We start from the raw sequence: 13,535 nt of genomic DNA, 5'->3' as shown, positions 1-13,535 counted from the left end.
CCGCCTGCCCGCAACGGCGGCAGGCATGCCAGAATGGGCGCGCCGGCCTTCGCCGCCGGCGTCCGGCCGCAACCCCAAGAACCGGCCCCGTCCGGGGCGACCGAAGGAGACTAAGCAATGCCGAATCGCGAACTGTCCGTGCTGGCGTCTGGATACACCTATCTGGAAGGGTTGCGCTGGCGCGAGGGCCGCCTGTGGGCCTCGGACTTCTATACCGGGCTGGTCATCGCCGTATCGCTGGAAGGCGCGGTGGACCGGATCTGCCTGGTGCCGCAGCAGCCGTCGGGCCTGGGCTGGCTGCCCGATGGCCGCTTGCTGATCTCGTCCATGAAAGACCGCAAGGTGATGCGCCGCGAGACGGACGGCACGCTGTCGGTCCACGCCGACCTGTCCGCGCTGACCGGCGGGCACATCAACGACATGGTGGTGGATGCGCAGGGCAGGGCCTACGTGGGCAATTTCGGCTTCGACATCATGGCCGGCGCGCCGGTCCGGACCACGACCCTCGTGCGGGTGGATCCGGACGGCGTGGCGCAGGTGGTGGCGGACGGGCTGTGCTTTCCCAATGGGTCGTTCATCACGCCGGACGGCAAGACCCTGATCGTCAACGAAACCTTCGGCAACCGCATTTCCGAGTTCGACATCCAGCCCAACGGCGCGCTGGGTCCGCGCCGGGACTGGGCCAATTTCGGGGAGTTGCCGGCCAGCGACGACCTGTCCGCGGTGATCGCCGCGTCGGCCATTGCGCCGGACGGCGGCGCGATGGACGCGGAAGGGGCGATCTGGGTGGCCGACGCCATCGGCAAGCGCATCGTGCGCGTGGCGCGCGGCGGCAAGATCCTGGAGCAGATCGACACCGGCGAGTTCGGCATCTTCGCTGCCGCCCTGGGCGGACCGGACGGCCGGACCCTGTTCATGGCGGCCGCGCCGGACTTCATCGAGGCCAACCGGCGGGCCAAGCCCGAGGCCCGGATACTGATGGCGCGGGTGGACGTGCCGCACGCCGGCAGGCCCTAGGCTTCCGGGGCCTGTGGACCCGCCCCGCCGCGGGCCTGGCGGGTCCACAGGCCTACTTCGGCGCCAGCCAGGCGTCCGCGTAGGTATCCACGGCGCCCAGGCCCGTGGCGATGGCGCCATGCACGCGCTTGTCCAGGAAGGTGGAGTAGTTGGTGTCGTCGATCCAGGCTAGCGGCACGTCCTCGGCCAGGATTTTCTGCACTTCGGTGTACAGGCGCTGGCGCTCCTCGTCCGTGGGGGCGGTGGCGGCCTGGTCGAACAGCTCGTCCACCTTGGGGTTGCGGTACTGCGAGGTGTTGGTGAACGCCAGCCCCTTCTTGATATTGCTGCTGACATAGGTGCGCGACACGCCGATGGCCGGGTCGCCATACTGGAACACGCCGTTATAGGCCATGTCGAAGTCCCAGTTGCCCATGCGCGAGGTCCAGCCGCCGACGTCCGTGCTTTCGATGTCGATGGCGATGCCCACCTTGCCCAGGCTTTGCTTGGTGTATTCGGCGATGCGGCGCTGCATTTCGCCATAGGGATTGGGTATCAGCCCCAGCTTCACGCGCACGCCCTTGGCGTCCGGCTTCAGGCCCATTTCGTCCAGCAGGGCGATGGCCTTCTTCGGATCGTAGGGGTACTGCTTGATGTTGGGATCGTAGAAGCGCGTGTTGCGATGGAACGGGCCGGTCGACACGGCGCCCATCCCGAACATGATGCGCTTGGCAATGAATTCGCGGTCGATGGCGTACATGACCGCCTGCCGGAAGCGCTTGTCGTCCATCGGCTTGCGCGCCTCGTTCATTTCGATCCAGTGCAGGGTGGACCAGTATTCGTAGCCCTTTTGCGTGACATTGATGTGCGCCAGCTTGGCCACGCGCGGCATGTCGAAGGGTTCGATGTCCTGCAGCCAGGCCTGCTGCACCGTGCGCTGCTCCAGCGCCAGCCGGCGCGAGGCCGCGTCCGGAATCACGCGGTAGGTGATGCCGTCCAGGTAGGGGCGGCCCTCTTTCCAGTAGTGCTCGTTCCTGACCAGTTCGATGTAGGACCCGCGCTCCCAGCGCTTGAACTTGAAGGGCCCCGTGCCGACGGGCGCGTTGTTGTGCGGGTTCTGCGCCAGCGGCGTGTCCACGTCGTACAGGTGCTTGGGCAGGATCACCCCGCCGCCGATATCGAACGCATACAGAAAGGCGGAATAGCGCTCCTTCAAGTGGAACACCACGGTGTGCGCGTCGGGTGCCGCGATGTCCTGGATGTAGCGCATCAGCGAACGCGTGCGCGGCGTGTTGGCCAGGATCTGCTTGTACGAGAACAGCACGTCGGCCGACGTGAAGGGCTTGCCGTCGTGCCATTGCGCATTGGGCTGCAAGTGGAACGTGTAGGTCAGCTGGTCGGCGGACACGTCCCAGGACCTGGCCAGGCTGGGCATCGGCTTCAGGTCGAAGGAATACGTCAGCAGGCTCTCGTAGACTTTCCCCGCCACCATCTGCGTGGTGCCCACCTGCTGCATGGCCACGTTCAGGTTAGGCGGCTCGGGATTCAGGATGGCGGTCAGGACGCCGCCGTACTGCGGTTGGGGGTCGGCGGCGGAGACGACGGGAGCGGCGGCGATCGCGGCGGCGGCCAGCAGACCCTGCACCAGGGCGCGGCGGACGATATTGCACTTCAAGGCAAACCTCCTTGGGTGGCGGCCATGTCTTGCCTTGGGCCGCTATTTCGTTAAGTCTTCAGTATCAAATATTGATACTAAAGAATCCAAGCGGCTTATGGTGCAGCAGCGCGCCCGCCCGCGCAAGGCGGCGGGCGCTAGGGATTTCCCGCGAACGGGACGAGGGCCGCGCCGTCAGTTGCGGTTGGGCCGGCCGCTGAGCGCGCGCGCGGCCGAGACGGCCAGCGAGCTGAAGCGTTGGGTAAAGGACTCCAGCGTCCATTCCGCCAGCAGGCCGGAAATGTGGATGGCGGCCAGCGGGCGGCCGCTGTGGTCGACCACGGCGCTGGCCAGCACGATCTCGCCCACCATGCTTTCTTCCAGGCAGATGGCATAGCCCTGCACCCGCGCGTCGTGCACGCGCTCGCGGATCAGGTCGGGGTCGGTAATGGTCTTGGGGGTCAGCGGCCGCAAGTCGCTGCGCGCCAGGATGTCGTCGACTTCGGCGTCGGCCAGGTGCGACATGATCGCGCGGCCGCCCGACGACGAGAACGTGGGCATGCGCCGGCCCACCAGCGTGGCGTAGAAGGTCTGGCGCTTGGTCTGGCGGCGCAGCGCGTAGACGATGGTCAGGTCGTCGAACAGGCTCAGGTCGACGCGTTCGCCGCATTCCTGCTGCAGTTGCTCCAGGATGGGGGTGGCGCGTTCCAGGAGCGGATGGCTGCGCAGGAAGTCGAATGTGCGGTCCAGGATCTTCTTGCCCAGCACATAGCCGCGCTGGTTGCTGCCGCGTTCCAGGTAGCCCAGCGCCACCAGCGTGTGCAGCATGCGCTGGGTTGAGCTGCGGTCCAGCCCCGACAGTTCCGTGAGCTCGTTCAGGCTGAGCGGCCCGGGGTGGCTGGAAAAAGCCTCCAGGATGCCGAAGCCTTTCGCCAGGGATTGGTTGAACCGGGTCTCGGTTGTGGCCATGTTGATCTACTCCAGTTCTTTTAGTTTTGCGGCCTAGGCAATCGGCGCGCGATCGGCGCGCGGATACGCAATGTAGCGGCAAGTGTTTTCCGGCAGGGCTAGGGAAATCACCCATGTTTCCGTATTGCCCCGCGCTTTCGCGAACTCTATCATGCCAAATATAGATATCTAAGTATCAACTATTGATACTCAAGATATTGAGGATTTCATACTCGACAAGGGAAGCGCAATGACCGCCGTCGCAGCAGCCAGCCTGGACCAGACTCAAATCGCCGAAGCCGTGGGCAAACTTCGCCAGTACATGACCGACACGCTGACGGGATTCGTGCAGTGCCGCAGCCTGCCCGGCCAGGAAATGTCCGCCGCCCAATTCCTGGAAGACGCCCTGGCCGACCTGGGCCTCGCGTCCGAGCGGATTGCGCTGCGCACCGAAGAACTCAAGAACCTGCCGCTGTATTCGCCCGCCTGCTGCCCCGACGGCGGCCGCTACAACGTGCTGGCGCGCCACGAGCCGCGCGGCGCCGGCGGCCGCGCCGTGCTGTTCAACGGCCACCTGGACGTGGTGCCCACCGGCCCGCATGAACTTTGGGACCCCGCGCCCTTCGATGGCGAGCTGCGCGACGGCTGGCTGTACGGCCGCGGGGCAGGCGACATGAAGGCGGGCATCATCTGCGCGCTGGCCGCGTTCAAGGCCCTGCGGGACCTGGGCATGCAGCCGGCCGGCGCGGTGGGCTTTAACGGCGTGCTGGAAGAAGAGAACACCGGCAACGGCACCCTGGCCACGGTCTCGGCGCTGCAAAGCGCCATCGCCGCGGCCAAGCTCAGCGCGTTCGACGCCGTGGTCATCCCCGAACCCACGCATGAGCGCATGATGAGCGCCCAGCTTGGCGTGTACTGGATGTATGTGGACATCGTGGGCCGGCCCGCGCACGCGGCCTACATGACCACCGGCGTCAACCCGGTCGAGACCGGCCTGCGCATCGTCGACGCGATGAAAGCGCTAGAGCACGAATGGAACCTGCCGGAAAACCGGCACCCGGCCTATCGCGAACACGCGCACCCCATCAATTTCAACCTGGGCCAGATCCACGCCGGCGACTGGAACTCGTCGGTGCCCAGCGTCTGCACGCTGGGCATGCGCATCGCCTGCTACCCGGACATGACCATCGAGGCCGCCAAGCAATTGGTGGAAGCGCGCATCCGCGCGGTCCAGGCCAGCCTGACCGACAGCGATGTGCGCATCGACATCCGCTACGAAGGCTTCCATGCGCCCGGCTGCGAATACGACCTGGACGTGCCCGCCATGCAGTTGCTGGCCGACGCGCACCGCCGCGTAGCCGGCGAATTGCCGCAGCCCACGGCGCTGACCGCGACCACCGACGGCCGCCATTTCCGCCTGATGATGGATGTGCCGGTGACCTGCTACGGCCCCAAGGTCCAGAACGTGCACGGCTTCAACGAATGCGTGTCGGTGGACAGCATGGTGCGCGTGGCGACCTCGCTGGCGCTCTTCATCCACGACTGGTGCGGCGTCGAGCCGCTGCAAGCCTGAGCCGGTCCTCGGCCCTCTTTTCCAATACGGAATTCCAGCCATGAAATCCCATACCGCCCGGCGGGTCCTGGCGCGTTGCGCCCTGGCCGCCGCCAGCCTGCTGTCCCTTGCCGCGCCCCTGGCGCACGCCGCCGAAACGCCGCAGTACGGCGGCATCCTGACGGCCATCCTTAGCCCGGAACCGCCCACCTTGAACGTGGCGGTCCAGCAAGTGGCCAGCACGCAATTGGTGGCCGGAAAAATCTTCGAAAGCCTGCTGACCTATTCCTTCGACCTGAAGCCGCAGCCAGGCCTGGCCAGGTCCTGGGACGTGTCCGCGGACCGCCTGACCTACACCTTCCACCTGCAGCCCAAGGTGCAGTGGCATGACGGCAAGCCGTTTTCGTCGGACGACGTGGTGTTCACCTACACCAAGGTGCTTGCCAACACGCCGCGTACGCGCACCCTGATGGCCAATGTGCAGGAGGTCTCGGCGCCGGACGCGCAGACGGTTGTCTTCAAGCTGAAGCAGCCGTATTCCGCCTTCCTGTACGCCTTCGACATCGGCGGGGGCGCAATCCTGCCCAAGCACCTGTACGACGTGGATACGCCGATCGGACAGAACCCCAACAACAACGCGCCCATCGGCACCGGCCCGTTCAAGTTCAAGCGCTGGGAACGCGGTTCCTATGTCGAACTGGTCAAGAACGAGCACTACTGGAAGGAAGGCCGCCCGTATCTGGACGGCATCACGTACCGCGTGATTCCCGATTCCGCGTCGCGCCGCGTGGCGCTGGAGCAGGGCACGGTGCTGCAGGCCTGGCTGCAGGACATCGAGCCCGTGGACGTCGCGCGCGTGGCCAAGCTGCCCGGCATCACGCAGACCCACAAGGGCTATGAATACTGGTCCACGATGCAGTGGATAGAGCTGAACGGCGGCCGCCAGCCGTTCGCGGACAAGCGTTTCCGCCAGGCGCTGATGTACGGCATCAACCGCCAGTTCATCGCCGACAAGATCATGTTCGGCTCGGGCACGGTCGCCACCGGCCCCATCCATCACAACACGCGCTTTTATGACGGCAACGTCAAGCAGTATCCGTACGATCCCAAGAAGGCCATCGCCCTGCTGGACGAGATGGGCCTGAAGCCGGACGCCAAGGGCGTGCGCGCCTCGGTCGGCCTGATCCCGCTGCCCTACGGCGAGATGCAGCGCCGCGTCGCCGAATACATCAAGCAGAACCTCGCCAAGATCGGCGTGGCCGTGACGCTGGAGAACACCGACGTGGGCGGCTGGACCAGCCGCGTGGGCAACTGGGACTTCGACATGGGGTCCAACGGGGTCTTCCAGTACGGCGACCCGGCCATCGGCGTTTCGCGCACCTATCTGGGCAGCAACATCAAGAAGGGGCTGATGTTCACCAACACCTCCCAGTACAACAACCCCAAGGTCGACGAACTGTTCAATGCCGCCGCCACGGCCGCCACCGACGAAGAGCGCCAGACGCTGTATAGCGAAGTGCAGCGCATCCTGGTGGAAGACGTGCCGGTGCTGTGGCTGGCCGACACCAACTATTCGACCCTGCTGAACAAGCGAGTGCATGACGCGGTGACGACCGCGCTGGGCGTGGTGGACACGCAGAGCGACACCTGGCTGTCCAAAGAATGAAGAAGATCGCCAAATTCCTGGCGAACCGGGTGGTCAAGAGCGTCCTGGTTCTGCTGATGATCGCGCTCTTTAACTTCTTCCTGGTGCGGGCCGCGCCGGGCGACCCGGCCGAAATCCTGGCGGGCCAGTCGGGCGCGGTGGACGCCGAGTTCATCGCCAAGCTGCGCCAGGAGTTCGGGCTGGACAAGCCGATCGCGGTGCAGCTGGGGCAGTACCTCAAGAACGTCGCCACGTTCGACCTGGGCTACTCCTACCGCCAGCAGGCCTCGGTCTCCAGCCTGATCCTGCAGCACCTGCCCGCCACCCTGCTGCTGACCCTGTCGGCCTTCGCCTTTGCGCTGCTGGCGGGGGTCAGCCTGGGCACGCAGGCCGCGCTGCGGGTGGGGAAGTGGGGCGATACCGTCATTACGACGCTGTCGATGCTGGCCTACGCCACCCCGCTGTTCTGGGTGGGGCTGATGCTGGTGCTGCTGTTCTCCGTGAACCTGGAATGGCTGCCCGCCTTCGGCTACGAGAGCGTCGGCGCCAACCTGACCGGGCTGGCCCGCGTGGCCGACGTGGCCAAGCACCTGCTGCTGCCGGCGCTGACCCTGGGCATGTTCTACATGGCGGTCTACGCCCGGCTGACGCGCGCCTCCATTCTTGAGATCAGCCAGCTGGACTTCGTGAAGACGGCGCGCGCCAAGGGCCTGTCCGAACGCACGGTGATCGTGCGCCACGTGCTGCGCAATGCGCTGCTGCCGGTCATCACCTACGCGGGCATCCAGGCGGGCGGGCTGATCGGCGGGTCGCTGCTGGTGGAAACGGTCTTTGCGTGGCCCGGCATCGGGCGGCTGGCGTTCGACGCGCTGATCCAGCGCGACTACAGCGTGCTGCTCGGCGTGTTCTTCATGGCCTCCCTGATCGTGGTCGTGGTCAACCTCGTCACCGACATTCTGTACACGGTGGCGGATCCCAGGATCGAACTCAAATGAAAGCGTTCATGCAATCGTTTTGCCGCAACAAGGGCGGCATCATGGGCCTGGCCGTGCTGGCCCTGGTGACGCTGGTGGCGATCACCGCGAGCTGGATCTTTCCCGACAGCCCGTGGGACATCATCAATGGCCCCTTCATGCCGCCGCTGTCCGAAGGCGCCTTGCTGGGCACCGACACGCTGGGCCGCGACATCGCCACCGGCATCGCCTATGGCTCGCGCATCACCCTGATGCTGGCCGCGGTGTCCACGGCGGTGTCCATCCTGCTGGGCATCACCGTCGGCGCGCTGGCCGGGTTCTACGGCGGGCGCGTGGACCAGGCCATCGTGGGCTTCATCGAGCTGTTCCAGACCATCCCCAGCTTCTTCCTGGCCGTGGTGCTGGTGGCGATCCTCACGCCCAACATGGCCACGGTCATCTTCGCGATCGCCGTCGTGTCCTGGCCGCCGCTGGCGCGCCTGGTGCGGGCGGAATTCATGAGCCTGAAGAACCGCGAGTTCGTGCAGGCCGCGATGCTCTCCGGCCAGTCGAACCTGCGCATCATCCTCACGCAGATCCTGCCCAACAGCCTGTCGCCCGTCATCGTGTCGGGCTCCCTGATGATCGCCAGCTCCATCCTGCTGGAATCCGCGCTGAGCTTCCTGGGCCTGGGCGATCCCAACGCCATGACCTGGGGCTACATCATCGGCGCCTCGCGCAGCGTGCTGCGCGACGCCTGGTGGATGAGCGTGTTTCCCGGCGTGGCGATCCTGATGACGGTGCTGTCGCTCAACCTGATCGGCGAGGCGCTCAACGACGCCCTCAATCCCAAACTGGCCCGCAGGAGGACGACGTGATGAGCGCGCTGCTTGAAATCCGCGATCTCAGCGTGACGGCCGCGCATGGCGGGCCCACGGTGGTGCAGGGCGTGTCCTACACCGTGAACCGCAACGAGATCCTGTGCGTGGTGGGCGAGTCGGGCTCGGGCAAGTCGGTGACGGCGCACGCCATCATGGGCCTGCTGCCGGCGGACCAGCTTGGCGTCACGCAGGGCCAGATCCTGTACGGCGGGCGCGACCTGGTCGGCCTGTCGGCCACCGACTGGCATGGCCTGCGCGGCCGGTGTTTCGGCATGGTGTTCCAGGAGCCCATGACGGCGCTCAATCCCATCATGCGCGTGGGGCGCCAGGTGGACGAAGTGCTGGAGCGCCACACCACGCTGAGCGTCGCCGCCCGCAAGCAGCGGGTGCTGGAGCTGTTCGGCCAGGTGCTGCTGCCCGATCCGCTGGCCATGTACGACGCCTTTCCGTTCCAGCTCTCGGGCGGACAGCGCCAGCGCGTCGTGATCGCGATGGCGCTGGCGCTGGAGCCCGATGTGCTGATCGCCGACGAGCCCACGACCGCGCTGGACGTCACCACGCAGGCGCAGATCCTGGACCTGATCAAGGACATCCAGCGCCGCATGGGCATCGGCGTCATCTTCATCACCCACGATTTCGGCGTCGTGGCCGACATCGCCGACCGCATCGTGGTGATGCGCAAGGGCGCCGTGGTGGAGTCGGGCGTGGCCGAAGACATCCTGAACCGCCCGCGGCACCCGTATACCCGACAGCTGATCGCGGCCGTGCCGCACAAGCCCGAGGGCAAGGACGAGGCCGCCGCCGCGCCGCCGCTGATGGTCGTGGACAGGCTGTGCAAGACCTTCGCCACCGGCGGGCGACGAGTCGACGCGCTGCGCGACATCTCGCTGGAGATCCGGCAGGGCGAAACCCTGGGGCTGGTCGGCGAGTCCGGCTCGGGCAAGTCCACGCTCGGACGCACGCTGATCGGGCTGATCTCGCCCGACAGCGGCAGCGTGCGCATGGAAGGCCGGGAACTGGTGGGCATGAAGCCGCGCGACTTCCGTCCCTACCGCCGCCAGATTCAGATGGTGTTCCAGGACCCGTATGCGTCCCTGAACCCGCGCCACCGCGTCATCGAAGCGGTGGCGCAGGGGCCGATCGCCTTCGGCGAGAACCGCAAGACCGCGCTGCGCGAGGCGCGCGAACTGCTGGAGCTGGTGGGCCTGGGCGGGGATGCCGGCGACCGCTATCCGCACCAGTTCTCGGGGGGACAGCGCCAGCGGGTCGGCATCGCCCGCGCGCTGGCGCTCAAGCCTAGGCTGCTGGTGGCCGACGAGGCCGTCTCCGCGCTGGACGTGTCGATCCAGGCGCAGGTGCTGGATCTGCTCAAGACCGTGAGCGGGCAGTTCGACCTGTCGGTGCTCTTCATCACGCACGACCTGCGCGTCGCGGCCCAGATATGCGACCGCATCGCCGTGATGCGGCAAGGCCAGCTGGTGGAGCTGGACCGCGCCGCCACGATTTTCTATCACCCCCAACATGAATACACGCGCCGCCTGATCGATTCGGTGCCGGGCAAGGCCTGGAACAAGCCGGACCTGGAGGCGCTGACGGACCCCTCAACCTGGAGCAAGCAGTATGCGTGACACCGAGTATCAGATGCTGGACGGGCTGGCGCTGGCCGACTTGCTGGCGCGGCGCGAAGTCAGTGCTGAGAACCTGATGGCCTGCGCCATCAAGCTGGCGCAGGAACGCGCGCCGGCGATGAATGCGCTGTGCTATGAGCGCTATGAAGAATCGCTGGACGTGGCGCGCGGCTGGCAGCCCCGGGGGGCGTTCGGCGCCATCCCCTTTCTGTTGAAGGATTCCGGGCTGGCGCACACGCGCTTTCCGTCCAGCCTGGGTTCGCGCCTGCTCAACGATACGGCCTACACCCGCAACGCCACGCTGGCCGACCGCTTTGAAGCCGCCGGCCTGATCCCGTTCGCGCGCACCACGGTGCCGGAATTCTGCATGGCGCCCACCACCGAAGCTGCGCGCAACGGCGGCCCCACCCGCAACCCCTGGGACCCGACCCGCTCGTCCGGCGGCTCCAGCGGCGGCGCGGCGGCGGCGGTCGCCGCGGGCATCGTGCCGCTGGCCCATGGCAGCGACGGCGGCGGCTCGATCCGCATCCCGGCGGCCGCCTGCGGCGTCTACGGCCTGAAGGTCTCGCGCGGGCGCGTGCCCATGGGGCCGTTCCGCGGCGAAGGCTGGGGCGGCCTGGCGACCGATGGCGTGCTGTCGCGCTCGGTGCGCGACACTGCGGCGGCGCTGGACGCCATCGGCGGCCATGAACCGGGCGCGCCCTATGCGGCCCCGCCCGCGCCCGCGTCCTATCTGCAAACCCTGGCCGAGCCGCCGCGCAAGCTGCGCATCGTGGTCTGGCGCAGCGCCTGGAACGGCGTTCCGGTGGCGCTCGAATGCGTCGCCGCCGTCGAACGCGCGGCGGCGCTGTGCCGGGAACTGGGACACGAGGTTGTCGACGGCGCGCCGCCGGACATCGACTACGAGGCGTTCGTGCTGGCCCATGCCAATGTGCTGGCCGGCAATATCGTGCTGTCGGTGGACACCCGCCTGGGACTGACCGGCCAGGCGCTGCGCGACGATGACCTGGAACCGGTGCTGCGCCAGGGCTACGAACATGGCAAGACGCTGCCGGCGGCGCAGTACATCGGCAGCGTGAACCGCTTCCATGCCATCGGCCGCATCCTGGACGGTTACATGGCGGGCTACGACGCCATCCTGTCGCCGTCCTTGACCCAGTTGCCCGTGAAGCTGGGCGAGCTCTCCACCGCGAAGGGCTCGTTCCTGGACTTCCGCCGCAAGGTCGCCACCTACGGCACGTTCTCCGCGGCGTTCAACGCGTCCGGGCAGCCGGCCGCCAGCCTGCCGCTGGCCTGGACCGCCGCCGGCCTGCCGGTGGGTGTGCAGGTGGTCGGCCGCTATGGCCGTGAAGACGTGGTGCTGGCCCTGTCGGCCCAGCTGGAGACGGCCCAGCCCTGGGCCGGACGGATCGCCGTGCCCCAGGCGGCCTAGGGACGGGGGCGGGGCCCGGCCCCGCCCATCCTCCGTTCGGGGTAGGGCGGCCGCCCATCCCAAGCGGCGAGGACCGGCCCGCCTTGAGCCTTCGGCATCGACTGAAGGGATAGGATACCGGCGGTTGCAAGACCTTTCCGCGATTCCCCCGTAAAATCACCCCATTCAGCAGGACTTCAACCATCTTTCAATAAACAGTACCTAAGGAGGACCACTCATGGCCCTAGTCTCCATGCGCCAGTTGCTCGACCACGCCGCCGAGCACGGCTACGGCATTCCGGCTTTCAACGTCAATAACCTGGAACAGGTCCAGGCCATCATGGAAGCCGCGGCGGAGACCGACAGCCCGGTGATCATGCAGGCCTCGGCCGGCGCGCGCAAATACGCGGGCGAAGGCTTCCTGAAGTACCTGATCCAGGCCGCCGTTGAATCCTACCCCCACATCCCCGTGGTCATGCACCAGGATCACGGCCAGTCCCCCAAGGTCTGCCAAGGCGCCATCGACCTGGGATTCTCCAGCGTCATGATGGACGGTTCGCTCAAGGAAGACGGCAAGACCATCGCCGACTACGACTACAACGTCGAAGTGACCAAGAAGGTCGTGGACATCGCGCACAAGCTGGGCGTGACCGTTGAAGGCGAACTCGGCTGCCTGGGTTCCCTGGAAACCATGGAAGGCGACAAGGAAGACGGCCACGGCGCCGACGGCAAGCTGACCATGGACCAGCTGCTGACCGACCCGGAACAAGCCGCCGACTTCGTGCGCCGCACGCAGCTCGACGCCCTGGCCATCGCCATCGGCACCAGCCACGGCGCCTACAAGTTCACGCGCAAGCCTACCGGCGACATCCTGTCGATCTCCCGCATCAAGGAAATCCACGCCCGCCTGCCCAACACCCACCTGGTGATGCACGGCAGCTCCAGCGTGCCGCAGGAACTGCTGGCCGAAATCCGCGAATTCGGCGGCAACATGAAGGAAACCTACGGCGTGCCCGTCGAGGAAATCCAGGAAGCCATCAAGTACGGCGTGCGCAAGATCAATATCGACACCGATATCCGTCTGGCCATGACCGGCGCGATCCGCCGCTTCTTCGCCGAAAACCCCGAAAAGTTCGACCCGCGCGAATACCTGAAGCCCGCGCGCGCCGCCGCCAAGGCCATCTGTGTGGCTCGCTACACGGAATTCGGCACCGCCGGCAACGCCAGCAAGATCAAGGCGCAGCCGCTGACCGAAATCGCCGCGCAGTACGCATCGGGCAAGCTGTCCCAAGTGGTGCAGTAAGCCATCCGCGCCAAAGCCCCTTCAGGGGCGGCGGCACAGGAAAGAGGGCTGGTCCTTGCGGGCCAGCCCTTTTTTTTGTTGCGGGATGGTCCAAGACCGAACGCTTCTTTGCGGGTTCAAAATCGTTCTGGCAGATAGAACGAGCCAAATTTGACCCGACCGGGTCAAATTTGGCCCGGTGCGGTTCCTTATTTATCAATCACTTAGAAAAAAGCGGGTCAAATTTGGCCCGATTTTTCGTGAAAATCGCGGGTTTTTGACACTCTGGTTTTGATAAGCAACTAGAAAGGGGTTTGTTCGCTTTTCAAGCGCTTGATTTTAATGGGGTTATTTTTTATTCATTAACTTGGCACGGATTTTGCATATGTCGTCGCACCGCCTCCTTCGGGAAGCTTTCCGGCCCTTCGGGGCCTTTACGACGACAACGGAGTCCGTCATGCCTACCCCCGCCTACATCAGCATCACCGGCAAAACCCAGGGCAACATCACCCAGGGCGCCTTCACCGCCGACTCGGTCGGCAACGTCTACGTGGAAGGCCACGAAGACCAGATCCTCGTGCAAGA

At 66.1% G+C, this 13,535-nt stretch carries 10 protein-coding genes and 1 pseudogene; 9 read left to right on the top strand and 2 right to left on the bottom strand.

From position 1 onward, the window contains the following. Nucleotides 1–117 precede the first annotated feature (117 nt). The gene (locus ACFWP0_RS28180; protein ID WP_377847887.1) at nucleotides 118–1,017 is read left to right on the top strand and encodes an SMP-30/gluconolactonase/LRE family protein; all 900 of its coding nucleotides are present in this window, start codon (nucleotides 118–120) and stop codon (nucleotides 1,015–1,017) included. A gap of 52 nt (nucleotides 1,018–1,069) precedes the next feature. Here the strand turns inward: ACFWP0_RS28180 and ACFWP0_RS28175 are convergent, their stop codons facing one another. After that, complete coding sequence (locus ACFWP0_RS28175; protein ID WP_377847885.1) at nucleotides 1,070–2,671, bottom strand: ABC transporter substrate-binding protein; 1,602 nt, start codon at nucleotides 2,669–2,671, stop codon at nucleotides 1,070–1,072. 174 nt (nucleotides 2,672–2,845) lie between these two features. Beyond that, entirely contained in the window at nucleotides 2,846–3,619 is a 774-nt protein-coding gene (locus tag ACFWP0_RS28170) for an IclR family transcriptional regulator (RefSeq protein WP_377847884.1), read from the bottom strand. Between the two features lie 229 nt (nucleotides 3,620–3,848). On the opposite strand from ACFWP0_RS28170, the gene ACFWP0_RS28165 reads away from it, so the two are divergent. From ACFWP0_RS28165 to ACFWP0_RS28130, 8 genes and pseudogenes are all read left to right on the top strand, one after another. Next, nucleotides 3,849–5,171 (top strand): ArgE/DapE family deacylase, encoded by a 1,323-nt coding sequence (locus tag ACFWP0_RS28165; protein ID WP_377847882.1) that lies wholly within the window; start codon nucleotides 3,849–3,851, stop codon nucleotides 5,169–5,171. A 40-nt stretch (nucleotides 5,172–5,211) separates the two neighbouring features. Continuing rightward, entirely contained in the window at nucleotides 5,212–6,816 is a 1,605-nt protein-coding gene (locus tag ACFWP0_RS28160) for an ABC transporter substrate-binding protein (RefSeq protein ID WP_377847881.1), read from the top strand. After that, nucleotides 6,813–7,790: an ABC transporter permease gene (locus ACFWP0_RS28155; RefSeq protein WP_377847879.1), complete on the top strand. Its 978-nt coding sequence runs from the start codon at nucleotides 6,813–6,815 to the stop codon at nucleotides 7,788–7,790. Before ACFWP0_RS28160 ends, ACFWP0_RS28155 begins: the two co-directional genes overlap by 4 nt. Further along, nucleotides 7,787–8,626 carry an ABC transporter permease gene (locus tag ACFWP0_RS28150; protein ID WP_377847878.1) on the top strand — a complete coding sequence of 280 codons (840 nt, stop codon included), beginning with the start codon at nucleotides 7,787–7,789 and terminating at the stop codon, nucleotides 8,624–8,626. The genes ACFWP0_RS28155 and ACFWP0_RS28150 overlap by 4 nt, the downstream gene beginning before the upstream one ends. Beyond that, on the top strand, nucleotides 8,626–10,257 hold the full coding sequence (locus tag ACFWP0_RS28145; protein WP_377847876.1) for an ABC transporter ATP-binding protein: 1,632 nt from the start codon (nucleotides 8,626–8,628) through the stop codon (nucleotides 10,255–10,257). Before ACFWP0_RS28150 ends, ACFWP0_RS28145 begins: the two co-directional genes overlap by 1 nt. Beyond that, nucleotides 10,250–11,689 carry an amidase gene (locus ACFWP0_RS28140; protein ID WP_377847874.1) on the top strand — a complete coding sequence of 480 codons (1,440 nt, stop codon included), beginning with the start codon at nucleotides 10,250–10,252 and terminating at the stop codon, nucleotides 11,687–11,689. Before ACFWP0_RS28145 ends, ACFWP0_RS28140 begins: the two co-directional genes overlap by 8 nt. A gap of 217 nt (nucleotides 11,690–11,906) precedes the next feature. Beyond that, nucleotides 11,907–12,971 (top strand): class II fructose-bisphosphate aldolase, encoded by a 1,065-nt coding sequence (gene fba, locus ACFWP0_RS28135; RefSeq protein WP_377847873.1) that lies wholly within the window; start codon nucleotides 11,907–11,909, stop codon nucleotides 12,969–12,971. Nucleotides 12,972–13,407: 436 nt separating this feature from the next. Next, nucleotides 13,408–13,535: pseudogene (locus tag ACFWP0_RS28130) on the top strand (type VI secretion system tube protein Hcp); the annotation flags it as partial.

It is taken from the genome of Achromobacter sp. NPDC058515, assembly GCF_042721735.1.
Classification (GTDB): domain Bacteria; phylum Pseudomonadota; class Gammaproteobacteria; order Burkholderiales; family Burkholderiaceae_B; genus Achromobacter.
Note: the sequence above shows the minus strand (reverse complement) of the source record. Positions and strands in the feature narration are given on the sequence as shown.